Genomic DNA, 23,750 nt, shown 5'->3' with positions numbered 1-23,750 from the left:
CCGCCGGGGCGGTTCGTCACCAGTCGATCGTCGTCCCCTGGTAGTCCAGGTAGAACTGGCCGCCACGGCCGGCGTGGCTTTCGACCTGGTCGGCGAGGCCCTTCACGCTGGTCGGTACGTCCAGTGGCGCGGCTTCGCCGCCCATGTCGGTGCGCACCCAGCCTGGGTGCAGGTTGAGCACGGTGATGCCGGTTTCGCCCAGTTCGGCGACGAAGCTGCGGGTCAGCGAATTGAGCGCCGCCTTGCTCGCCCGGTACAGCGCCATGCCGCCGGATTCGTTGCCGGTGACGCTGCCCAGCTCCGAGGTCATGAAGGCCAATACGCCTTGCTCGCCATCCAGGCGCGGCAGCAGGCGCTCGGCCAGGCGCAGTGGCGCCACGGCGTTGACCATGAACAGCTGGCCGACCTCGGCCAGCGTGGCGTCGATGGCGGACTGGTGCGCCGGGCCGTAGATGCCGGCGTTGATGAACACGAGGTCGTAGTGCGCGCCGGCCAGGGTTTCGGCGAGGCGGTCCTGGGAGTGGATGTCGTCCAGCAGCAGCGATTCGATGCGCAGCGGCAGGCCGGCCAGATCGCCGGGGTGGGCGGCGTCGCGCACGGTGGCGGTGACGTCCCAGCCGCGCTCCAGCAGCTCACGCACCAGCCCCAGGCCGAGGCCGCGCGAGGCGCCGATGATCAGGGCGGATTTTGCAGTGTTCATGGCGCTCTCCGGTGGCGTTGGCGGGCCTCCAGCATAGTCTCAGTTCTCCGCGCGCAGGCGGTCGAGGCGCAGGCGGTCGCGCTCGTCGGTGAGCCGCCAGGCCGACAGCCAGACCGCGCCGAGTGCGGTAGCGAAACCGGCAGCGGCCAGCAGGAACATCAGCAGGATCTGGTAGCGCGCGGCGTCCAGCGGGTCCATGCCCGCGAGTATCTGCCCGGTCATGATGCCCGGCAGGGTGATGATGCCGGCGGCGGCCATCTGGTTCAGCGTGGGGATCAGCCCGTTGTAGAGCGCCCGCCGCATCACGCCGCCGAGGGCGGTGTAGCGGTCGGCCCCCAGCGCCAGGCGCGCCTCGATGGCGGCGCGCTCGCGGGTGACGCTGGCGAACACCTGGTTCAGCGCCAGGCTGCCGGCGTTCATCGCCGTGCCGAGGATGATGCCCACCAGGGGGATGGCGTGGCGCGCGTCGTACCAGGGCTGCGGGCGCAGGCTGCTGGAGAGGGCGAACAGGGCGATGCCGAGGGTGGCGACGCCCACCGTGCCGCCACCGATGCCCAGGTGCCAGAAACCGGCGAGGCGGCGCCGCTGCCGCGAGCCGACCTCGAAGGTGGCGGCACCGAGCATGCCCGCCACCACCAGAGCCGTCAGCCAGGGCGAGGACAGGGCGAACACCTGACGCAGGAACAACCCCACCAGCACCAACTGCACCACCAGGCGCACGGCGGAGACCAGTAGCGTGCGCTGCAGGCCCAGGCGCAACGCCCAGGACAGCACGGCGGCGGCAACGATCAGCAGGGCCGCGAGGGCCAGTTCCGGCAGGTTCAGCTGGATCGGTGTCATGCCGTCACCTCATGCAGGCCCTGCTGGTCGAGCAGAAGTCGCACATCCGCCAGGCGCCGCGCCTGCTCGCCGTCGTGGCTGACCAGCAGCAGGCCCATGCCATTGGCCAGCAGACGTCCGAGCAACTGTTCGACGCCGTCTCGGCTGGCCGGGTCGAGCGCCGCCGTGGGCTCGTCGAGCAGTAGGAAGCGCGGCTTCTGCACCACCGCGCGAAGCAACGCCAGGCGCTGGCGCTCACCGGTGGACAGTTGCATCACCTGGGCCTGTAACAGCGTCGGGTCGAGCTTCACCTGCGGCAGCAACGGACGCACGGCGTCGAGGTCGGCGAAGTGCGCGGCGACGTTGTCCTCCCACCAGCCGGACTCGGCCGCCAGGTACGTCACCAGACGCCGCCAGGTGCTGGCCGGCAGGCTCTCGCGGCTGACCCCGGCGAGGCTGACCCGGCCCTGGTTCGGGTCCAGATCGGCGAGCATGCGCAGCAGCAGACTCTTGCCGATGCCCGACGGCCCGCTCAGTACCGTGCAGCGGCCGGGCGCGAGGTCGAGATCGAAGGGGCCGCCGTGCGCGCCGCGCAGTTCGCGTGCCTGCAGCGGGCCGAGGGGAATTTGCGGAAGGTTCATGGAGGGCCTTCGCCGGGGAAGATGAAGGCGAGCATAACAAGGGCGCCTGACGGTTTCTCCGGAAGCTGATTCTACAGAAAACAGCCGAACCCTCTGCCGAGCTGGAGCTCGAAACGACAAGGCCCGGCATTGCGCCGGGCCTCGTGGATAAAACGCCCCGGAGAGTGTGCGCCGGGGCCGGGCAAGCAGCCCAATCAGTCGGTGGTGATCTTCGAGTGCTTCTGGGTGTCCTTCATGGTCGCGTAGACCAGCAGCGAGCAGGCGATGCACGCTGTGACGTACCAGTAGAAGCCGCTCTCCATGCCGATGCTCTTGAACCACAGCGCCACGTACTCGGCGGTGCCGCCGAAGATGGACACGGTCAGCGCGTAGGGCAGGCCTACGCCCAGGGCGCGGATCTCGGTGGGGAACAGCTCGGCCTTCACCACGGCGTTGATCGAGGTATAGCCGCTGACGATGACCAGCGCGGCCATGATCAGGAAGAACGCGCCCCACCAGGTGTCGATGCTGTGCAGGGTGCTGAGGATCGGGTAGGTGAAGACGGTGCCCAGCACGCCGAAGGCGATCAGGATCGGGCGACGGCCGATCTTGTCCGACAGCGCGCCGACGATGGGCTGCAGCAGCATGAACAGGAACAGGGTGGCCGCCGAGATCATGGTCGAGTCGGTCTTGCTCATCCCCACCGTGTTCACCAGGTACTTCTGCATGTAGGTGGTGTAGGTGTAGAAGGCCAGGGTGCCGCCCATGGTCAGGCCGACCACGGTGAGCACTTCCTTCGGATGGCGCAGCAGGGCGCGGATCAGGCTCTCCTTGGGCTCTTCCTTCTTCCTGGTGAAGGACTCGGTCTCTTCCATGCCGCGACGCAGGAACATGGCCACCACCGCGCACAGCGCGCCGATGAAGAAGGGCACGCGCCAGCCCCAGCTTTCCAGCTGCTCGGTGGTCAGGGTCTGCTGCAGCACGATCAGCACCGCCAGGGCGATGAGCTGGCCGGAGATCAGGGTCACGTACTGGAAGCTGGAGAAGAAGCCGCGCTGCTCCTTGTTGGCCATCTCGCTCAGGTAGGTGGCGGAGGTGCCGTATTCGCCGCCGACCGACAGGCCCTGCAGCAGGCGCGCGAGCACCAGCAGGATGGGCGCGCCGACGCCGATGGTTTCATAGCTGGGGGTGAGGGCGATGATCAGCGAGCCGAAGCACATCAGCAGGACCGAGGCCAGCAGCGCCGCCTTGCGGCCCTTGCGGTCGGCGTAGATACCCATCAGCCAGCCGCCGATCGGGCGCATCAGGAAGCCCACGGCGAAGATCGCGGCGGTGTTCAGCAGCTGGGCGGTCATGTCGCCCTGGGGGAAGAAGGCCTTGGCGAAGTACAGCGAGAAGGCGGCGTAGACATACCAGTCGTACCACTCGACCAGGTTGCCCACCGAGCCGCTGAAGATCGACTTGATGCGCTGGGAAGTCGTACGGGGTGCGGCAGAAGCGGAGACGGCGCTTGCGCTATCCATGGGTATTCCTCTTGTCGTTGTTGTCGTCAGGCATGCGGACTACGGAACGGCACGCCGGCGCGCCGCGAGGGCGGCGCAGTGCCGAGGGCGATAGCAGGCAGCGTGCCAAGGCGGGAAAGCCGCGCGGCAGAAGGGTTTCGGCGATTCATGGAGGGGTGCGGGCAGGCGAATGAGCGCCGATGAGCAGGGGTGGTGAGCGGAAATCCGCCGATTGCTGGGCAGCCTGTAGGATCGAGGGGGACGCCCAGTCCTTGCTCGCGAACAGAGTTCCCCGGTCACATCAGTGCTGGGCGGTTCGCGAGCAAGCTCGCTCCTACACCAGGGGCGGTGGTGCGGGTTGCGGCCAATCGCGGACGGAGTCCGCTCCTACGCGGGGACGGGCGTTGGGTAGGAGCGGACTCCGTCCGCGATCGACATCCGCCGGCACAGATTACCTCTGGCGGAACAAATCCCCCGGCGTAAACCCGAACAACCCCTTGAACGAGGCGATATACGCCGAGGTCGAGTCATACCCGCAATCCAGCGCCGCCGTCGTCACGCTGTCGCCGGCCTCCAGCGAACCGAGGGACGCCAGCAGGCGCTGGCGCTGGCGCCAGAGGCGGAAGGTCATCCCGGTCTCGCGCTGGAACAGCCGCGACAGGGTCTTCTCCGAGGTGCCGATGCGTTGCGCCCAGTCGCCCAGGGTCTGGTTGTCCGTGGGGTGGTCGATCAGCGTCTGGCACAGCTGCAGCAGCCGGCCTTCCTGCGGCATCGGCAGGGAGAAGGCGACTTCCGGCAGGGTGCGCAGCTGGTCCAGCAGCACCTCCACCAGCCGCGATTCGGGGCTGTCGCCCTGGGGATAATCCACCGGCAGCTCGCAGAAGCTCTTGATCAGCTCGCGGGCCAGCGGCGTCACCTCCAGCACCCGGCAGCGGTCCGGCGCCCAGGCGCAGGCGTCGTCGCGGATGTACAGGCTGCGCATCTCGGCCTGGGTCGAGGTGACCACCTCATGCTCGAGATAGGCCGGAATCCAGATCGCCCGCTGCGGCGGGGCGAAGAAGCTGCCCTCGGCGGTGTGCACCCCGAGTACCCCGGTGATGGCGTAGGACAACTGCACCCAGGCGTGGTGGTGGCGGCTGGTCCAGGAGCCGGCGCGCAGGCGCTCGGCGCGGGCGTAGACCGGCCGCGGCAGGCGTTCGAGCACCGGGATCAGGCGTTGCAGTTCGGGAGCTTGTCCTTTCATCGGTATATCTTGAGGGTATGTCGCTAGCTGACGAAGTCTGGCAGGGCTACCCTGCCGTCTCAAGCCGTATCCGGAGGACACCGATGCTCAGCTTTTCCGCCCAGGAGTACCCCTATCCCTCGCAGCGCTCGCTGGTCTTCGGCCGCCGCGGGATGGTCGCCACCTCGCAGCCGCTGGCCGCGCAGGTCGGGCTGGATATGCTCAGGCGCGGCGGCAACGCCATCGATGCGGCCATCGCCACGGCGGCGGCGCTGACCGTGGTCGAGCCCACCGGTTGCGGCATCGGCGGTGACGCCTTCGCCCTGGTCTGGGTGAAGGACCGGCTCTACGGCCTGGACGCCAGCGGCCAGGCGCCGCAGAAACTCTCCATCGAGGCGGTGCAGGGCGCCGGCCATGCGAAGATGCCGCTATACGGCTGGACTCCGGTGACTGTGCCGGGCTGCCCGGCGGCCTGGGCCGAGCTGTCGCGGCGCTTCGGCCGCCTGCCGTTCGCCGAGCTGCTGGCGCCGGCCATCGAACTGGCGCGCGACGGCTTCCCGGTATCGCCGGTGATCGCCGGCCTCTGGCAGAGCGGCCTGGACAAGTTCCGCGCGGCGCTGCCGCAGCATCCCGAGCTGCAACCCTGGTTCGACGAATTCCTCCTCGACGGCCGCGCGCCGTTCGCCGGCGAAATCTTCGCCAACCCGGCCCAGGCCGACACCCTGCAGGCCCTCGCCGAAAGCCAGTGCGAAAGCTTCTACCGCGGCGAGCTGGCGCGCACCATCGCCGCCCACGCCGAGCGCAGCGGCGGCTACCTGCGCGCCGATGACCTGGCCGGCTACCGGCCGCAGTGGGTCGAGCCGATCTCGCTGAACTACCGGGGCTACGACGTCTGGGAGATCCCGCCCGCCGGCCAGGGTCTGGTGGCGCTGATGGCGCTGAACATCCTCAAGGGCTTCGACTTTGGCGACCGTGACAGCCCGGAAACTTGGCACCGCCAGCTGGAGGCGATGAAGCTCGCCTACGCCGATGGCCGCGCCTACATCGGCCAGCCGGACTGCATGCGCGTCAGCGTGGCCGACCTGCTCAGCGACGACTACGCCGCCAGGCGCCGCGAGTTGATCGGTGCGCGGGCGCTGGAGCCGCACCCGGGCAAGCCCAGGTCCGGCGGCACCGTGTACCTGGCCTGCGCCGACGGCGAGGGCAACATGGTCTCGTTCATCCAGAGCAACTACCACGGCTTCGGCTCCGGCGTGGTGGTGCCCGGCACCGGCATCGCGTTGCAGAACCGTGGCGCCGAGTTCAGCCTCGACGCCCGCCACGTCAACGCCCTGCAACCGGGCAAGAAGACCTTCCACACCATCATCCCCGGCTTCCTCAGCAGGGACGGCGTGCCGCTCGGACCGTTCGGCGTGATGGGTGCCTACATGCAGCCGCAGGGGCACGTGCAGATGGTGATGAACCTGGTGGATTTCGGCCTGAACCCCCAGGCCGCCCTCGATGCGCCGCGCTGGCAATGGCTGGGGGACAAGCGCGTGGGCATCGAATATCACGCGCCGCGTAGCCTGGCGGCGGTGCTGACACGTCGCGGCCATCACATCGAAGTGGCCCACGACCTGACCACCTACGGCCGTGGTCAGATCGTCCTGCGCGACCCGGTGAGCGGCGTTCTCTGCGGTGGCACCGAGCCCCGCACCGACGCGCATATCGCGGTCTGGTAGCACAACCGCCCGGCGGTCCGGTGCAATCTGCAGGTGTGGGGCGCGGCTGCCTCTGGCATCATTCGCGCCCGAAAAAACGCGTGACGCTTCCCACGGGGGATTGTGTAGATTTCCCACAGAAGATTTGTATACACAATTCGAAATGATTCGATTCAACACAGAATTGTCATGTATCCAATTTTCCCCCGGGAACCGTAAAAGCCTCAGCCGAATGGCGTGATGCTGCCCTGAATTCGGTAAAAGTTGTCTGGCGGGTCAGAAAATCTGCCCATCCAGAGCCGGTCGGCGACTGTCCTCCACCGGGCCGGGGTCACGCAAAACGTACGGATCGTTCTTCGATCCGGAAGAAAAATGGAACACCTGGTCAGGTTTGGCTCCAATCTTGCTTTTCCAGGCCAGACCTGACTTTCCGGACAGGTTCCGCTGACAACTAAAAACGTAATTCGACTGCACTGATTTAGGAGCAACGCATGACTCGCACTCTCGCATCCCTGCTGTTCGCCAGCGGGCTGCTGGCGGCCGGCCAGGCCATGGCTGGCGGTGAAGACCTGACTCCGGCTCCGGCCTCCAACGACGGCCCGCTGATCTGGCACAACGAAAGCCTGTCCTACCTGTGGGGCAAGAACTACAAGGTCGATCCGCCGATCCAGCAGACCTTCACCCTCGAGAGCGCGAGCGCCTGGACCTGGGGCGACATCTGGTTCTTCGTCGACCAGATCAACTACAACGGCAAGGAAAGCCCGGTAAACGGCAAGAACAGCTACTACGGCGAGTTCAGCCCGCGTCTGTCCTTCGGCAAGATCACCGGCACCGACCTGTCCTTCGGCCCGGTCAAGGACGTGCTGCTGGCCAGCACCTACGAGTTCGGCGAAGGCGACGTCGAGTCCTACCTGCTCGGCCCGGGCTTCGACCTGGCCCTGCCCGGCTTCGACTACTTCCAGCTGAACTTCTACTACCGCAAGCCCGATGGCGACCGCGTGCCGTCCGGCGCCTGGCAGATCACCCCGGCCTGGGCCATCACCTTCCCGGTGGGCAACTCCGACATCCTGTTCGACGGCTTCATGGACTGGGTCGTGAACAACAAGGACGCCAGCTCCGGCCACCCGAACCAGTCGGACTACCACGCCAACCTGCACTTCAACCCGCAGATCAAGTACGACCTGGGCAAGGCCATGGGCTACGAGGCCAAGCACCTGTACGTGGGTATCGAGTACGACTACTGGTCCGACAAGTACGGCATCAAGGATTCCCAGTACTTCACCACCGACCAGAACACCATGAGCGCACTGGTCAAGTACCACTTCTGACGGCTCGCCGGACCCCGCCAGGCGGCGGGGTCCGCGTTCCCTCGTGGCGCATTGCCACTCATTTTCTCCGGCGAGCGCTTGAATCGCCCGCCCCGCCTGGGTTATCCATGCTGCGCCCCCCGTAGACGTGGACCCGCCACATGACTCTCCAAGTGCCCGCCCATACTGCCCAGAACGGTGAAAAGCCCGCTGGCCGCATTCGCCAGAAGAACGAAGTCGCGATCCTCGCCGCCGCCGAGGAGGAGTTCGCCCGTCACGGCTTCAAGGGCACCAGCATGAACACCATCGCCCAGCGCGTCGGCCTGCCCAAGGCCAACCTGCACTACTACTTCAGCAACAAGCTGGGGCTGTACGTGGCGGTGCTGAGCAACATCCTCGACCTGTGGGACAGCACCTTCAACCACCTCACCGTGGACGACGACCCGGCCGTCGCACTGGCCGCCTACATCCGCGCCAAGATGGAGTTCTCCCGCCGCTACCCGCAGGCCTCGCGGGTGTTCGCCATGGAGATCATCAGCGGCGGCGAATGCCTGACCGAGCACTTCAGCCAGGACTACCGCACCTGGTTCGCCGGCCGCGCCGCGGTGTTCCAGGCCTGGATCGACGCCGGCAAGATGGACCCGGTCGACCCGGTGAACCTGATCTTCCTGATCTGGAGCAGCACCCAGCACTACGCCGACTTCGCCACCCAGATCGCCTTCGTCACCGGCCGCAAGCGCATGTCCAAGCAGGACTTCGGCAACGCGAGCGACAACCTCATTCGCATCATCCTCAAGGGCTGCGGGCTGACGCCGCCGGCGACTGCATGAGTTTCACCCTCGCCGCCCCCGCCCAGTACGAGGAAGACATCCGCAAGAGTCGCTTCCATTGCGTCGCCGCGCCGATTGCCAGCGAGGCCGAGGCGCAGGCCTTCCTCGCCGCGCACCGCGACGCCAGCGCCGGGCACAACTGCTGGGCGTGGAAGCTGGGCAACCAGTACCGCTTCAGCGACGACGGCGAACCCGGCGGCACCGCCGGCCGGCCGATGCTGGTGGCCATCGAGGGGCAGGACATGGACCGCGTGGTGGTCCTGGTCAGCCGCTGGTTCGGCGGCATCAAGCTCGGTACCGGCGGCCTCGCCCGCGCCTACGGCGGCTGCGCGGCCAAATGCCTGCAGGACGCGCCGCGCGTGGAGCTGGTGCCCAGCAGCCGGCTGGCGTTCGAGTGCGGGTTCGCCGAGCACGCGCTGTTCAAGGCGCGGCTGCTGAGCCTGGGCGCCGCCATCGAGGACGAGGTCTTTGGCGCCAATGGCGTACGCCTGACGCTGAGCCTGCCCACGGCCCAGGTCACCGTGCTGCAACGGCTGCTCAGTGACCTCAGCCGTGGGCGTATCCAGGCCGAGTCCCTGGACGCCTGACGCTTCTCCCCAATCGCCGTGGAACCGCCTGTGGATAACCTGTGGTCCGACGTCGCTCGCCCCGATGAATCGTAGTGTTGCGCCTTCTGGTTGATTTTTGATCAAAAGCACCGTCGAGCGCTGCGCATTATTTGAACAAGCTGTGGAAAAGCTGTTGGCAATTTTCGCGGGCTTTTTCTGATCGGACGACCCTCGAATTATTCAGTGAGCTTATGCAGCGCCCGCAGCGCTTGGCCCCGGGCCTTTCGAGCGAATGTTCAGCGGCGGTGGAGAACCCGGTGTAAAAGCTCTGAACAATCTGTGGGTAGTCTGTGAGCGATTCGGGCCCGATCATTGCTGATCCGAGGCGATGATCGATCACCAGGGTGCACCGACAAGCGGGTTGTGCGAAACGAGAAGCCTCGCCAGCCTGTGGGTAACTTTGGGGAAAAAGGCGCCGGCGCAAAGGCCGGCGCCTCGGGCTTACAGGCGGAATTGCGCCATCTGCCGCGCCAGGTCGTCGGCCAGGGCGCGCAGTTCGCGGCACTGCTCGCTGCCGTGCTGCACTTCGCGGCGGGTGGCGTGGGCGAGGTCGGCGATGCCCTGCACGTTGCGGTTGATCTCCTCGGTCACCGCCGACTGCTCCTCGGTGGCGGTGGCGACCTGGTGGTTGATGTCGCTGATGCGCTCCACCTGGTCGGCGATGGCGCCCAGCGAGGCGCCGGCCTGTTCGCTGGCGGCCAGGCTCTGGCCGGTGGCCTGCTGGCCGGAGTGCATCGAGCGCACGGCCGTGTCGGCGCCGTTCTTCAGGCGCTGGATGATGGCGAGGATTTCGTCGGTGGAGCCCTGGGTGCGGCTGGCCAGGGTACGCACCTCGTCCGCCACCACGGCGAAACCGCGGCCCAGCTCGCCGGCCCGCGCCGCCTCGATGGCGGCGTTGAGAGCGAGCAGGTTGGTCTGCTCGGAGACGCCACGGATCACCGCCAGCACCTGGTCGATGCTCGCCACCTGGTCGGCCAGCTGGCCCACCGCGCTGGCGGCCTCGCCGATCTCCCCGGACATGCGCTGGCCGAGCTGCAACGAACCGTCGACCACCCGGCGCGCCTCGCCGGCCTCGTCCCGCGCCTGCTGCGAGGCGCTGGCCGCCTGCTCGGCGTTGCGCGCGATCTCCTGCACGGTGCTGCCCATCTCGTTCACCGCCGTGGCGACCATGTCGGTCATCTCCTGCTGGCGGCCGGCGTGCTCGGCGGTGTTCTCCACCACCCGCGCCACTTCGCCGACCGTCTGCAACAGCCGCTGGCTGGTGGCGAGCACGGCGCCGATCAGCGCGCGCTGGCCTTCGAGGAAGCGGTTGAAGCCGCGCGCCAGGTCGCCCAGTTCGTCGGCGCGGCTGTCGTCCAGGCGGCGAGTCAGGTCGCCGCCACCACCGCCGATTTCCAGCAGGGCGCCGGTGACCTGGCGGATCGGCCGGGCCAGGCTGCGCGCCATCAGCACCACCAGCGCCAGGCAAAGCAGCGCGACGATGGCGCCGGCCAGGCCGGAGAAGGCCAGCGCCTCGCGGGCGTCGGCGTAGATTTCCGCCTCGGGCACTTCGGTTACCAGGGTCCAGCCCAGGTCATGCAGTGGCAGGCTGGCGGCGAGGAAGTCTTCGCCGTCGCGCTCGAAGCGGGCGCTCTGGAAATCCTGCCGGCCCAGCAGCGCGGTCGCCGCCTGGGCACCAACCAGGTCACCCAGGGTGCGGCCCTTGGGCAACGACGCATCGGGATGGATCTGCACCTGCCCGTCGTTCTTCACCAGGTACACGCGCCCCGACTTGCCGAAACGGAAGTCGCGGATCAGCGCCGACAGCTCGCGCATCTCCAGGCCCAGCCCGGCGATGCCCAGCAGCTTGCCGTCACGCTCCACGCGCTGGTCGATGAACAGCGCGAGCTGGCCGGTGCCGCCGTCGACGTCGATGTTCCACATGCGCGGCTTGCCGCTGTCGATGAACTGGAAGTACCAGCTGTCCTTCGGTTCGCTGCGGCTCAGGGTGCGTTCCTTGCCCTTGTCGCTGTAGTAGGCGCCGCTGGCGTTGGACGCGATCAGCGCCGCGAAGGCCTTCTGCGAGGTGCGGATGCCGCCCAGGTAGCGGGTGAATTCGGCAACCCGTTCCGGGCTTTCGCCACCGGCCAGCCAGTCCTGCACGAGGGTGTTCTCGGCAATGCCGGAGGCGGCGGTGATGGGGCCGGTGAGACGTCGCTCGAAGTCGTTGGCGATCGCCTGGATGCTCGCCGGCAAGGCCTGTTCGAGCAGGTAGCGCTCGCTCAGGCGATTGACCAGCACGGCATACAGGCCGAGGACGATGAGCAGGCTGATCAGCAGGGCAGCGCCCATGCTGAGGATGAGTTGGGTCTGGATACTTCGCAGGCGCATATTCTTGTTTTCCTCCGAACGCACGGCGAACTGCACGTGACTGGTCACGGGCAAAGAGACGGGTCAGGAGGTTATCGGCGGGTGCGCGAAAAACTGTCGTCCAATCAGTCAGCTTTTCGTCGGGTCGACGCACAGCGCGGTCCAGGCGACGCCTTCGCGCGTCTGGCGCGGCGGCGCGTCCTGGTGATAGCGGGCGATGACTTGCGCTGCGATGGAGATGGCGACCTCCAGCGGCCGCTTGCCGGGCACTTCGGCCAGGCCGATGGGGCAGTGCAGCTGGGCGATCACCTCCGGCGCATAGCCGTGCTGCTCCAGGCGCATCCGGAAGCGCTGGGCTTTGGTGCGCGAGCCGATCATGCCGAGGAAACCGGCGTCGCCGCGCTTGAGCACGGCTTCGGCGAGGGCGTAGTCGAGCGGGTGGTTGTGGGTCATGACCAGGAAGTAGCTGCTGGGTGTCGCTTCGCTCACCGCATCCTCGGGGTCGTCGAGCAGCCGTATGTGCACGCCTTCAGGCACCGTCTGCGGAAACTCCGCCGCGCGGCTGTCGACCCACTCCAGGCGCAGCGGCAACCCCGCCAGGAGCGGCGCCAGGGCGCGGCCCACATGGCCGGCGCCGAACAGGATCACCTGCGGCCCGCGCGCGGCGAAACACTCGAACAGCAGGCTGGCGCGCCCGCCGCAGCACTGGCCCAGGCGCGGGCCGAGGGGGAAGTGTTCCAGCGCCTGGGCATCCTTGCCGGCCAGCAGGAGCTTGCGCGCGTGCTCGATGGCGGCGAATTCCAGGTGACCGCCGCCGATGGTGTCCACCGTGGTCTCGGCGGTGACCAGCATCTTGCTGCCGGACTCGCGTGGGGTGGAGCCCTGCACGCCGATCACGGTGACCAGCACGTAGGGCTCGGCACTGTCGCGCAGGCGGGCGATGGCGTCCATCCAGGTTCGGGTCATGCTCGGGTCTCCTTGCGCATCGCCTCACAGGCCCAGAGTACCCGTTCCGGCGTCGCCGGCGTATCGAGATCGGGGCTCACCCGGTAATCCGCCAGGCTGGCGACGGCATCGCGCAGCGCCGACCACACCGAGATCGCCAGCATGAACGGCGGTTCGCCCACGGCCTTGGACAGGTACACGCTGTCCTCCTCGTTGGGACGGTCGAACAGCGCCACGCGGAAGTCCTCGGGCATGTCGCTCACGGCCGGGATCTTGTAGGTCGCGGGTCCTACCGTGAGCAGCCGACCCTTGTCGTCCCAGTGCAGTTCCTCGGTGGTCAGCCAGCCCATGCCCTGGACGAAGCCGCCCTCGATCTGACCGATATCGATGGCCGGGTTCACGCTGCGGCCGACGTCGTGGAGGATGTCCACCCGCCGCACACGGTATTCGCCGGTCAGCGTGTCCACTTCCACCTCGGATACCGCCGCGCCATAGGCGAAGTAGAAGAACGGATGACCCTGGCCCTTTTCGCGGTCGTAGAAGATCTTCGGCGTGCGGTAGAAACCGGTGGCGGAGAGCTGGATGCGCGCGAAGTAGGCGGCCTGGATGACCTCGGCGAAGCCCAGGTGCCGGCCGCCGACCGTCACGCCGCCGTGTTCGAAGCGCACATCCTGCGGCTTCACGCCGTCGCGCTCAGCGAGGAATTCGATCAGCCGTTTCTTCAGCGTGCGCGCCGCGTCGCGGGCGGCCATGCCGTTCAGGTCGGTGCCGCTGGAGGCGGCGGTGGGCGAGGTGTTGGGCACCTTGTCGGTGCGCGTGGCGGTGATATGCACCTGCTCCAGCGGTACCTGGAATTCCTCGGCGACGATCTGCGCGACCTTGGTGTTGAGCCCCTGGCCCATCTCGGTGCCGCCGTGGTTCAGCTGGATGCTGCCGTCGGTGTACAGGTGGATCAGCGCGCCGGCCTGGTTCAGGTGCTGCGCGGTGAAGGAGATGCCGAACTTCACCGGGGTCAGCGCCAGGCCCTTCTTCAGCACCGGGCTCCGCGCGTTGAATGCATGGATCGCCGAACGGCGCGCCGCGTAGTCGCTGCTCCGCTCCAGCCGCGCGATCAGCTCGCCCAGCAGGTTGTGCTCGACCTTCTGGTGGTAGGGCGTTAGCTCGCGTCCCATTCCTCCGTAGAGGTTGAGTTTGCGCACCTCCAGCGGGTCCTTGCCCACGGCGCGGGCGATGTCGTCCATGGCGCGCTCGATGATCATCATCCCCTGCGGCCCGCCGAAGCCGCGGAAGGCGGTGTGCGAGACGATGTTGGTGAAGCTGCGGTAGCCGGAAATGGCCACGTCGGGGATGAAGTAGGCGTTGTCGGCGTGGAACATCGCGCGGTCGACGATGGCGTCGGAGAGGTCCGGCGAATGGCCGCAGTCGCCCACCACCTCCAGCTGCGCGGCGAGCAGCCGGCCTTCGTCGTCGAAGCCGATGCGGTAGCGGTTGTGGAAGGGGTGGCGCTTGCCGGTCAGGCGCATGTCGTCGGCGCGCGGCAGGCGCAGCTTCACCGCGCGGCCGGTCTTGCGCGCGAGCAAGGCGGCGAGGCAGGCGAAGGGCGCGGCCTGGGTTTCCTTGCCGCCGAAGCCGCCGCCCATGCGCCGCACTTCCACCGTGACCTTCGCCAGCGGGATCGCCAGCACCTCGGCCACCAGTTTCTGCACTTCGCTGGGGTGCTGGCTGGAGGTGTGCACCAGCATGCCGCCGTCGTCGGTGGGCAGGGCCAGCGAGGCCTGGCCTTCGAGGTAGAAGTGCTCCTGGCCGCCGACGAACTGGCGAGCTTCCAGCACATGGGGCGCACCGGCCAGCGCGGCCTCGGCATCGCCCCGGCGCATGTGGTGCGGCGGGCGTACGGAGCGCTCTTCGGCCTTGGCCTGGAGCGGGTCGAGCAGTGCGTTTTCCTCGGTGTATTCGACCTTTGCCAGGCGCACCGCGCGGCGCGCCTGGATCAGGCTTTCGGCGGCCACGGCGAACAGCGCCTGGCCGTGGTATTTCACGCGGTCGCCAGCCAGCAGCGGGTCGCCGGGGAACACCGGGCCGATGTCGGTGTGGCCGGGCACGTCGTCCAGGGTCAGCACCGCCACCACGCCGGGGGCGGCACGCACGGCGTCGAGGTCGAGGGAGCGTACGGCGCCGCAGGCGATGCTGGTCAGGCCGACGGCGGCGTGCAGCAGCTCGCGCGGCTCCTTGAGGTCGTCCACATAGCGCGCCGCGCCGCTGACGTGCAGCGCTGCGCTGTCGTGTTCGCGGGCCTGTCCCGCGCTGTGTACGGCGGCGGTTACACCGTTGCTGGCCAGCGGCGGCAGACTACGCATGGCGCACCTCCGCAGGGCTTTGGGTCCATTCCAGTAGTGCGCGCTGCAGGAGGTTCTGCGCCACCTTCAGGCGATAGGCGGCGCTGGCGCGCAGGTCGTCGATGGGCTGGAAATCCTGCGGGATTGCAGCCTGCGCGGCGTCAACCGCCGCGGCGTCGAAGGGTCTGCCGCGCAGCGCCGCTTCGGTCCAGGCGCCGCGCAACGGCGTGGCGGCCATGCCGCCGCAGGCCAGGCGCGCATCGGTGACCATGCCGGTGTCGTCGAGGTCCAGGCGCAGGGCCATGCACACGGCGGAAATGTCGTCGTCGCGGCGCTTGGAAATCTTGTCGACGCGGAAACGCTGGTGGGCCTTCAGGCGCGGAATCAGCACCGATTCGATGTACTCGCCGGGTTGCAGGATGGTACTGCGGTAGCCGGTGAAGAAGCGGTCGATGGGAACCTCGCGCACGGCTCCCGCCTTGCGCAGGTGCAGCCGCGCATCCAGTGCGAGCAACACCGGCGGCATGTCGCCGATGGGCGAGGCGTTGGCGATGTTGCCGCCGAGGGTGCCGCGCTGGCGGATCTGCAGGGAGCCCAGGCGCTCCAGCAGGGCGGCTACGCCGGGGAAGTCCTCCAGCGCTTCGAGGCAGTCGGCGTAGGGGCGGGCGGCGCCGATCAGCAGGTGGTCGGGGTGGATTTCCAGGCGCTGGAGCTCGGCCGCGCGGTCGAGGTGGATCAGCGCCGGGAAGGCTTTCAGATTCTGCGTGGCTTCCAGCGCCAGGTCGGTGCCGCCGGCGATGAGCCGGGCCTGCGGATGGCATTGCAGCAGGTCGTCCAGCTCATCCAGCGAGGTCGGCAGCCAGGCCTGCTGTTCGCCGTCTTGCAGCGTGCCTTCCGTGGGCAATTCGCGGATGCGGGCGAGGGTCAGGGCGGTGTCCCGGGAAAAACGGTCGGCGCAGGGCTGTGCGGCGATCTGCGTGGCGGCATCGAGAATCGGCCGGTAGCCGGTGCAGCGGCACAGGTTGCCGGACAGGGCGGTCAGCGCCGACTCGCGGTCGTGGGGCGGCGGCGAGTGCCGCCAGGCGAACAGCGACATGACGATCCCCGGCGTGCAGAAGCCGCATTGCGAGCCGTGGCAGTCCACCATCGCCTGCTGCACCGGGTGCAGCGCGCCGGGCTCGCCGAGGTGTTCTACGGTCAGCACCTGGCGCCCGTGCACCGCGCCGAGCAGGGTGATGCAGGCGTTCACCGCGCGGTAGCGCAGCGACTCGCCGTCGGGCTCGACCAGCACCACCGTGCAGGCGCCGCAATCGCCGGAGGCGCAGCCCTCCTTGGTGCCGGTGCGGGCCAGGTGGCTGCGCAGGTAGTCGAGCAGGCTGGTTTCCGGCGCTGCGCCGTCGGCCCGGATCAGCTCGTCGCCCAGCAGGAACTGGATCATGCGGAGTCCTCGTCGTCAGGCGCTGGCGCCCTCAAGGCAAGCATAGGCTCGCAGGGCTTTTTGACCAGACAGCCAGGAATAGCGAGGGCGCAGGACGTAGGACGCGGAAGCGGGTTTCGATAGGAGACTTCTTCCTTTTATATGTCCGCTGATAGAGACGCTCAATCTACATGATGCCCTAAATCAATGGGCCTTTCCTGTCATCAGGCGATAATCTTGCCCCTGTCGAATTTCAACCGATCGACCACTCGATTAAACGACAACTCTCTACGAGGAATTGCCTAATGAACCTGATCAACACCCAAGTTCAACCGTTCAAGGTCAACGCTTTCCACAATGGCAAGTTCATCGAAGTCACCGAACAATCCCTGAAGGGTCACTGGTCGGTTCTGATCTTCATGCCGGCAGCCTTCACCTTCAACTGCCCGACCGAGATCGAAGACGCCGCCAACAACTACGCCGAGTTCCAGAAGGCCGGTACCGAGGTCTACATCGTGACCACCGATACCCACTTCTCCCACAAGGTGTGGCACGAAACTTCCCCGGCCGTCGGCAAAGCCAAGTTCCCGCTGATCGGCGACCCGACCCACCAGCTGACCAACGCTTTCGGCGTGCACATCCCGGAAGAAGGCCTGGCCCTGCGCGGCACCTTCGTGATCAACCCGGAAGGCGTGATCAAGACCGTCGAAATCCACTCCAACGAGATCGCTCGTGACGTCGGCGAAACCCTGCGCAAGCTGAAAGCTGCCCAGTACACCGCCGCTCACCCGGGCGAAGTCTGCCCGGCCAAGTGGAAAGAAGGCGAGAAGACCCTGGCTCCGTCCCTGGACCTGGTCGGCAAGATCTAAGAACGGCCGGGAAGCGGTTGCGCGGCGGCTCCCGCCGCGCAACTTCCGGGCGCTTGCTCACGACGCTTCCCACTCCGTTTTACGCAGTACCCCGAGGATGCCTACCGGCATCCTCCCTGCCAAAGCCAAAAGCGTGCGCAGGGTGGGCTAAAAAGCCTGCCGGGGAACCCCTTTGCTCAAATTCCGAGGATTTGAATCATGTTGGACGCCACGCTTAAAACCCAGTTGAAGGCCTACCTGGAAAAGGTCCAGCAGCCGTTCGAGATCGTCGCGTCCCTCGATGACAGCGACAAATCCCGCGAGATGAGCGAGCTGCTGCATGAAATCGTCGGCCTGACCGACAAGATCACCCTGCGTGAAGATGGCCGCGACGAGCGCGTGCCGTCCTTCTCGCTGAACCGCCCGGGGGCGAACATCGGCCTGGCATTCGCCGGCATCCCCATGGGCCACGAATTCACCTCCCTGGTGCTGGCGCTGCTGCAGGTCGGCGGCCACCCGTCCAAGCTCGACGCCGACGTGATCGAGCAGATCAAGGGCATCCAGGGTTCGTTCGAGTTCGAAACCTACTTCTCGCTGTCCTGCCAGAACTGCCCGGACGTGGTCCAGGCGCTGAACCTGATGGCCGTGCTCAACCCGAACATCCGCCACGTCGCCATCGATGGCGCGCTGTTCCAGGAAGAAGTCGAGCGCCGCCAGGTGATGGCTGTCCCGAGCATCTACCTCAACGGCGAAGTGTTCGGCCAGGGCCGCATGGGCGTGGAAGAAATCCTCGCCAAGATCGACACCGGCGCCGCTGCCCGCGAAGCCGAGAAGCTGTCGGCGAAAGAAGAGTTCGACGTACTGGTGGTCGGCGGTGGCCCGGCTGGCGCCGCAGCGGCGATCTACGCCGCGCGTAAAGGCATCCGTACCGGTGTGGCGGCTGAGCGCTTCGGCGGCCAGGTGCTGGACACCATGGCCATCGAGAACTTCATCTCGGTCACCGAGACCGAAGGCCCGAAACTGGCTCGCCAGCTGGAAGAGCACGTCAAGCACTACGACGTCGACATCATGAACCTGCAGCGCGCCAGCGCGCTGATTCCGGCGAAGACCGCCGGCGGCCTGCACGAAGTGCAGTTCGAGGGCGGCGGCAGCCTGAAGGCCAAGTCCGTGATTCTGGCCACCGGCGCCCGCTGGCGCGAAATGGGCGTGCCGGGCGAGAAGGAATACAAGGCCAAGGGCGTGTGCTTCTGCCCGCACTGCGACGGTCCGCTGTTCAAGGGCAAGCGCGTGGCGGTGATCGGCGGCGGTAACTCCGGCGTCGAGGCGGCCATCGACCTGGCCGGTATCGTCAGCCACGTGACCCTGCTGGAGTTCGACAGCAAGCTGCGCGCCGATGCCGTGCTGCAACGCAAGCTGTTCAGCCTGCCGAACGTGGAAGTCATCACCAGCGCACTGACCAGCGAAGTGAAAGGCGATGGCCAGAAGGTCACCGGCCTGGTCTACAAGGACCGCAACTCGGAAGAGTTCAAGTCCATCGACCTGGAAGGCATCTTCGTGCAGATCGGCCTGCTGCCCAACAGCGAATGGCTCAAGGGCACCCTGGAGCTGACCCCGCGTGGCGAGATCATCGTCGACGCGCGCGGCGAGACTTCGCTGCCGGGTATCTTCGCCGCCGGCGATGTGACCACGGTGCCGTACAAGCAGATCGTGATCGCGGTGGGTGAAGGGGCGAAAGCGTCGCTGTCGGCCTTCGATCACCTGATCCGTAGTTCTGCGCCGGCCTGATAGGTTCGCGCTAATAAAGACGCCCGGCTCACGAGAGTGAGCCGGGCGTCTTCTTTTGGGCGGCGTTTATCGGTCGAAAATGGTGCTCGGGTTAACCCTCACCCCCGCCCTCTCCCAGAGGGAGCTGCGTGTGCCGGCTGATGCTGTGGTTTTATCCTGCGCCGGACCAGTCCCCTCTCCCTCTGGGAGAGGGTTAGGGTGAGGGGCTTCTGACCTTGTAGGAGCGGGCCATGCCCGCGATCGCGCGCATGGCGCGCTCCTACGGGGTGCACCGATCGATCAGAGAATCGGCGACACCAGCCGCGCCACCCGCATGCCCAGTTGCTGCAAGCGGTGCAGCCGCTTGCGGTCGTCCAGGGTCATCTCCACCGATTGTTCGAAGTCCGCCTCCAGCATGCGCTCCACCTCCTGGGCGAAGCCTTCGTCGACCGTCACCACCATGATCTCGAAGTTCAGCCGGAACGAGCGGTTGTCCAGGTTGGCGCTGCCCACCGCCGCCGTGTCGCGGTCGATCAGCAGCACCTTCTGGTGCAGGAAGCCGGGCTGGTAGCGGAAGATGCGCAGGCCGGCGCGCACGGCGTCCAGCGCGTACAGGCTGGAGGCGGCGTACACCGTCTTGTGGTCGGGCCGCGAGGGCAGCAGGATGCGCACGTCCACCCCGCGCAGGACCGCCAGGCGCAGCGCCGCGGCCACCGCCTCGTCGGGGACGAAATACGGTGTGGTGATCCAGATGCGTTCCATCGCCGCGTTGATCGCCTCGACGAAGAACAACGAACAGGTCTCCTGCGGGTCCGCCGGGCCGCTGGGCACCACCTGGCAGAGCATCCCCGAGTCTTCGTAGGCCTTGGGCAGGATCAGCGTCGGCAGCGTGTGGTTGGCCCAGTACCAGTCCTCGGCGAAGCACTCCTGCAGGCAGGCCACTGCCGGGCCGCGCAGTTCGATGTGGGTGTCGCGCCAGGGCGACAGCGGTGGCTTCTCCCCGAGGTATTCGACGCCGACGTTGTGCCCGCCGACGAAGCCGCGCACGCCGTCGACCACCACGATCTTGCGGTGGTTGCGGAAGTTCACCTGGAAGCGGTTGATCATCCCGCTGCCAGTGCTGAACGCATGCACCTGCACGCCGCCATTGCGCAGCTTCTCGACGTAGCGGCCGGGCAGGGCGTGGCTGCCGATGCCGTCGTAGAGCAGGAACACGTCCACGCCGTTGGCCGCGCGCTCCAGCAGCAGTTGCGCCAGGCGTTGGCCGAGGGCGTCGTCGCGGATGATGAAGAATTGCACCAGCACGACCTTTTTCGCCGCGGAGATGGCTTCGAACATCGCATCGAACGACGCCTTGCCGTTCACCAACAGGCGCACATGGTTGTTCGCCAGGGTTGGCATGCGCGCCAGCCCGACCATCGCCTTGAGCCCCTTGTAGCCGTCGTACTGGCGCGCCGCCAATGCCTCCTCGACCCAGGGCCGCCAGTCCAGCTCGGCGGCGGCCACGTGCATCTCCTCGTTGGCCTGGCGCCGGGCGCCGATGTAGGCGTCGAAGCGGCTGCGGCCGAATACCAGGTAGGGAAGCAGGGTCAGCAACGGCATGAACACCAGCGAGGTGGCCCAGGCGATGGCGCCCTGGGCGGTGCGCACGGTGAGTACGGCGTGTACTGCGGCGACGATGCCCAGGAACTGGATCAGCACCAGCAGGTGGGCGATGTAGGGGGAATACTGCATGGGCGCGCGATCGAATCCTTGTGGTCGGCGTGTGTGCTGAGCTTAGTCGGTGCCCGGAGGCTGCGGCCAGTGCGGCAGCGGGCCGCGCCAGCGTTCCCAGGCCTTGCCCAGGCGCAGCACCTCGACGTCGGCGAAGCGCGGGCCGACGATCTGCAAGCCTATGGGCATGCCCTCGGCGGTGAAACCGCAATTGATCGAAAGCGCCGGCTGCTCGGTCATGTTCCACGGCACGGTGAAGCCGATGTGCTCGAAGGGGTGTGCCGGGTCATTGGTGGGCGAGGCGAACTCGGCGGGGAAGGCGGCCACCTGGTTGGTCGGCGACAGCAGGAAGTCGATGTCCTGGAACTGCTCGGCGGCGCGCCGGCGCATCTCGAAGGTGCGGTTGAAGCCGCGCACGGCCTCGGCGCCGGAGACTGCCGCGCCGCCTTCAGCCCATTGGTAGATGTAGGGCAGCACCTTGGCCTGGCGTTCGGGCGGGAGGTTCTCCAGCTCGGCCCAGAGGCGCGCACGCCAGAATCGATCCAGGCCTTCCAGGAGTTCGCGGTCGAGGATGGGCCGTACTTCGATGATCTCCGCGCCGGCTTCGGCGAAGCGCCGGGCAGCGGCTTCGATGGCGGCACGCACCTCGGGTTCGGGTTGCAGGCCGCAGCCGGGGTCGAGCTGCAGGCCGATGCGCAGGCCGCGCACGTCGGCGGGCTGGATGTGCCAGTCGAGGTCGGCCGGCGGCAGGGCGGTGGCGTCGCGCCAGTCAGGGCGGGACAGGTGCTGCATCATCAGCGCCGCGTCGTCCAGGGTTCGGGTCATCGGCCCGGCGCAGCGCCCGGTGTAGTAAGGGTCGATGGGAATGCGCCCGAGGCTCGGCTTGAAGCCGACCAGCCCGCACCAGCCGGCGGGCAGACGCACCGAGCCGCCGATGTCGGTGCCGATGTGCAGCGGCCCATAGCCCGCGGCAGCTGCCGAGGCGGCGCCGGCGCTGGAGCCGCCCGGACTCATGCGCAGGTCCCAGGGGTTGCGCGCGAGCTTGTGGAAGCTGGAAAGCCCGGAGGAGAGCATGCCGTAGTCCGGCACCGTGGTCTTGCCCAGCAGGATGGCGCCGGCCTCGAACAGGCGCGCTGCGGGCGGCGCGTCGGCGCTGGCCGGTTGCAGCAGGGTCGCGGCGCTGCCCAGGGGAATCGGGTCGCCGCGGGTGGCGATCAGTTCCTTGATGGTCACCGGCACGCCGTCCAGTTCGCCGCAAGGGGCGCAGCGTATCCAGCGCGCCTCCGAGCGCCGCGCCTGTTCCAGCGCGCGCTGCGGGTCGAAGGCGTAGAGCGCGCAGAGCTGCGGCTCCCAGCGTTCGATGTGGGCGATCAGGTGCTTGAGGTACTCGACCGGCGAAAGCTGGTGCGAACGGTACAGGGCAAGCAGTTCGACGGCGGACAGGTCGTGCAACGGTGGCATGGCGGTCTCCGGCGGGGGCGTTGTTTCACCCTAGCCGAATCCGCGCCAGGAGGGGATAGGTACGGTGGTCACACCACACCGGAGCCGGAATCAGGCGCGCCGGCGCGACTGCTGGTCGATCAGGTACTGCAGGCGGTACAGGTGGCGGTAGCCGGCCTCCCAGGCAGCGTGCCCGGATTTCACGTTGATGTGCCCCGCCGATGGCAGGATCACCGTCTCGGCGCCCCAGGCGCGGCCCAGGATCAGCGCGCGCTGCGGACTGCAGGCGGCGTCGTTGTCCGAACCCACCAGCACGGCCGGGAAGGGCAGCGCTTCACGGGCGATGGGCGCGAAGTTGCGCAGGGCCTCGTGGCAGGTTTCCCGCTCCACGTCGGCCGGCGCCACCAGCAGGGCGCCGGAGACTTGCGCCAGCACGCGGCGGTCGGCGCGGGCAGCCCAGGCGGCTACGGTGACGCAGCCCAGGCTGTGGGCGATGAGCACCACGCGGCCCGGCTCGCGGCGAATCTCGCGGTCCAGTTCGGCGACCCAGTCGGCGCGCTGCGGATTGATCCAGTCGCACTGCTGCACCCGCGTGGCGTTGGGCAGGGCGCGTTGCCAGTGGCTTTGCCAATGGGCGTCCTCGGACCCGTGCCAGCCGGGCACGATCAGGTAGCGGATGCGTTCGTTGCGCATGGAGCGGCCCTCTCGAATCGTCATGAGAAGACATTCTAGGGAGGGTTTTAATATCCGTTAAGGAATAAGAAATTCTTTACTTATGCAATATCACGACTAAGCGAATCGCTATAAGCGCTTATTCCTGCGCCCGGCGCAGCGGGCAGCAGCGCGCCAGGATGCCTTCCAGGTTGAGGTCGGGCATGGCGTAGTCGCGCAGCGCCTTGGCGGTCTGCTCGACGTAGTCGCGGGTGGTGCCGAAGTGGCCCTGGGCGCTGTCGAGCACGTGCCGGAAGATGCTGTCGGGCAGGGAGCCGGCATAAGTGGGCAGGTGGCGTTCGAGGACGAAGCCCAGGGCGCGCACGCGGGTGCCGTCATCCAGGCGGCAGCTCAGCCATTCCGGGCGGTAGGAGGCATAGGGCATCTCCCGTTCCCAGAGCGCGTAGAGGTTGGCCTCGAGGTTTTCTTCCGGCAGGCGGAAGGCGAAGCCGGAGCAGGAGCCGCCCCGGTCGAGACCGAGCACCAGGCCCGGTGCTTCCGGCGTGCCGCGGTGGGTGAGGGACCACAGGTAGAGGCCGCGATGGTAGCCGTGCACCCGCGCGCGGCGGGCTTCGGCCACCGGGAACTCCGGCCGCCAGATCAGCGAGCCGTAGGCGAACAGCCAGACGGGACCGGCGCCGTGTTCGCCCATGGTGATGTCGAGCGAGGCGCGCAATTGCTGTGGTGTGAAGCGTTCCGGCACCCCCAGTGTCGGTGGGTAGAACGGGCCATCCAGGGCGGGAGACGATGTCATGCGGTACCCCTCAGGTCTCCAGACTGTCATCAACTTAGTTTATGCGCGCGAGGTGCGGAAGACCCTGATGTGCAAAGGGATATCGCCGGAGCGGGGATGACGACGAACGGTGGGGGATAGCGGTTGGTGGGGCAACCGTAGGAGCGGACTCCGTCCGCGATAGAT

19 protein-coding genes are annotated in these 23,750 nt (G+C 67.5%); 6 read left to right on the top strand and 13 right to left on the bottom strand.

What is annotated here, in order from left to right; translation table 11 throughout:
- Window positions 1-16: 16 nt before the first annotated feature.
- The 5 genes from J5M67_RS13725 to J5M67_RS13705 form a co-directional block, all read right to left on the bottom strand.
- Window positions 17-700 carry an SDR family oxidoreductase gene (locus tag J5M67_RS13725; RefSeq protein ID WP_207885878.1) on the bottom strand — a complete coding sequence of 228 codons (684 nt, stop codon included), beginning with the start codon at window positions 698-700 and terminating at the stop codon, window positions 17-19.
- A gap of 39 nt (window positions 701-739) precedes the next feature.
- On the bottom strand, window positions 740-1,540 hold the full coding sequence (locus J5M67_RS13720; protein WP_207885877.1) for an ABC transporter permease: 801 nt from the start codon (window positions 1,538-1,540) through the stop codon (window positions 740-742).
- Window positions 1,537-2,160 carry an ATP-binding cassette domain-containing protein gene (locus tag J5M67_RS13715; RefSeq protein ID WP_207885876.1) on the bottom strand — a complete coding sequence of 208 codons (624 nt, stop codon included), beginning with the start codon at window positions 2,158-2,160 and terminating at the stop codon, window positions 1,537-1,539. The genes J5M67_RS13720 and J5M67_RS13715 overlap by 4 nt, the downstream gene beginning before the upstream one ends.
- A gap of 194 nt (window positions 2,161-2,354) precedes the next feature.
- Window positions 2,355-3,662 carry an MFS transporter gene (locus J5M67_RS13710; RefSeq protein WP_207885875.1) on the bottom strand — a complete coding sequence of 436 codons (1,308 nt, stop codon included), beginning with the start codon at window positions 3,660-3,662 and terminating at the stop codon, window positions 2,355-2,357.
- Window positions 3,663-4,092: 430 nt separating this feature from the next.
- Window positions 4,093-4,890 carry a helix-turn-helix domain-containing protein gene (locus tag J5M67_RS13705; RefSeq protein WP_207885892.1) on the bottom strand — a complete coding sequence of 266 codons (798 nt, stop codon included), beginning with the start codon at window positions 4,888-4,890 and terminating at the stop codon, window positions 4,093-4,095.
- A 77-nt stretch (window positions 4,891-4,967) separates the two neighbouring features.
- Here J5M67_RS13705 and J5M67_RS13700 point away from each other — a divergent pair, with 77 nt between their 5' ends.
- The 4 genes from J5M67_RS13700 (at window position 4,968) to J5M67_RS13685 (ending at window position 9,287) form a co-directional block, all read left to right on the top strand.
- Entirely contained in the window at window positions 4,968-6,584 is a 1,617-nt protein-coding gene (locus J5M67_RS13700) for a gamma-glutamyltransferase family protein (protein WP_207885874.1), read from the top strand.
- A 470-nt stretch (window positions 6,585-7,054) separates the two neighbouring features.
- Window positions 7,055-7,891, top strand: coding sequence for an outer membrane protein OmpK (locus J5M67_RS13695; RefSeq protein ID WP_207885873.1), 837 nt, complete (start codon window positions 7,055-7,057; stop codon window positions 7,889-7,891).
- A gap of 140 nt (window positions 7,892-8,031) precedes the next feature.
- A complete protein-coding gene (locus tag J5M67_RS13690; RefSeq protein ID WP_207885872.1) occupies window positions 8,032-8,700 on the top strand; it encodes a TetR/AcrR family transcriptional regulator in 669 nt (222 codons plus the stop codon).
- Window positions 8,697-9,287 carry a YigZ family protein gene (locus tag J5M67_RS13685; protein ID WP_207885871.1) on the top strand — a complete coding sequence of 197 codons (591 nt, stop codon included), beginning with the start codon at window positions 8,697-8,699 and terminating at the stop codon, window positions 9,285-9,287. Before J5M67_RS13690 ends, J5M67_RS13685 begins: the two co-directional genes overlap by 4 nt.
- A gap of 462 nt (window positions 9,288-9,749) precedes the next feature.
- On the opposite strand, the gene J5M67_RS13680 is transcribed toward J5M67_RS13685, so the two are convergent.
- From J5M67_RS13680 to xdhA, 4 genes are all read right to left on the bottom strand, one after another.
- Window positions 9,750-11,678 (bottom strand): methyl-accepting chemotaxis protein, encoded by a 1,929-nt coding sequence (locus J5M67_RS13680; protein WP_207885870.1) that lies wholly within the window; start codon window positions 11,676-11,678, stop codon window positions 9,750-9,752.
- 108 nt (window positions 11,679-11,786) lie between these two features.
- The gene (gene xdhC / locus J5M67_RS13675) at window positions 11,787-12,623 is read right to left on the bottom strand and encodes a xanthine dehydrogenase accessory protein XdhC (RefSeq protein WP_207885869.1); all 837 of its coding nucleotides are present in this window, start codon (window positions 12,621-12,623) and stop codon (window positions 11,787-11,789) included.
- Window positions 12,620-14,959, bottom strand: coding sequence for a xanthine dehydrogenase molybdopterin binding subunit (gene xdhB, locus J5M67_RS13670; RefSeq protein ID WP_207885868.1), 2,340 nt, complete (start codon window positions 14,957-14,959; stop codon window positions 12,620-12,622). The genes xdhC and xdhB overlap by 4 nt, the downstream gene beginning before the upstream one ends.
- Window positions 14,952-16,376, bottom strand: coding sequence for a xanthine dehydrogenase small subunit (gene xdhA, locus J5M67_RS13665; protein WP_207885867.1), 1,425 nt, complete (start codon window positions 16,374-16,376; stop codon window positions 14,952-14,954). Before xdhA ends, xdhB begins: the two co-directional genes overlap by 8 nt.
- Window positions 16,377-16,660: 284 nt before the next feature.
- Between xdhA and ahpC the strand changes: the two genes are divergently transcribed.
- A complete protein-coding gene (gene ahpC, locus J5M67_RS13660; protein ID WP_207885866.1) occupies window positions 16,661-17,224 on the top strand; it encodes an alkyl hydroperoxide reductase subunit C in 564 nt (187 codons plus the stop codon).
- Window positions 17,225-17,422: 198 nt separating this feature from the next.
- Window positions 17,423-18,988 (top strand): alkyl hydroperoxide reductase subunit F, encoded by a 1,566-nt coding sequence (ahpF, locus tag J5M67_RS13655; protein WP_207885865.1) that lies wholly within the window; start codon window positions 17,423-17,425, stop codon window positions 18,986-18,988.
- A 279-nt stretch (window positions 18,989-19,267) separates the two neighbouring features.
- Here ahpF and cls read toward each other — a convergent pair whose 3' ends face one another.
- The 4 genes from cls to J5M67_RS13635 form a co-directional block, all read right to left on the bottom strand.
- Window positions 19,268-20,701 (bottom strand): cardiolipin synthase, encoded by a 1,434-nt coding sequence (gene cls, locus J5M67_RS13650; protein ID WP_207885864.1) that lies wholly within the window; start codon window positions 20,699-20,701, stop codon window positions 19,268-19,270.
- A gap of 42 nt (window positions 20,702-20,743) precedes the next feature.
- Entirely contained in the window at window positions 20,744-22,141 is a 1,398-nt protein-coding gene (locus J5M67_RS13645) for an amidase (protein WP_207885863.1), read from the bottom strand.
- A 90-nt stretch (window positions 22,142-22,231) separates the two neighbouring features.
- Entirely contained in the window at window positions 22,232-22,813 is a 582-nt protein-coding gene (locus J5M67_RS13640) for an alpha/beta hydrolase (protein ID WP_207885862.1), read from the bottom strand.
- A gap of 118 nt (window positions 22,814-22,931) precedes the next feature.
- On the bottom strand, window positions 22,932-23,585 hold the full coding sequence (locus J5M67_RS13635; protein ID WP_207885861.1) for a gamma-glutamylcyclotransferase: 654 nt from the start codon (window positions 23,583-23,585) through the stop codon (window positions 22,932-22,934).
- Window positions 23,586-23,750 lie beyond the last annotated feature (165 nt).

Origin of the sequence: Pseudomonas sp. 30_B, from assembly GCF_017491605.1 — a bacterium.
In the GTDB taxonomy this organism is placed as follows: domain Bacteria; phylum Pseudomonadota; class Gammaproteobacteria; order Pseudomonadales; family Pseudomonadaceae; genus Pseudomonas.
The sequence above is the reverse complement of the archived record's forward strand: the minus strand, read 5'-3'. Positions and strand labels throughout refer to the sequence as shown.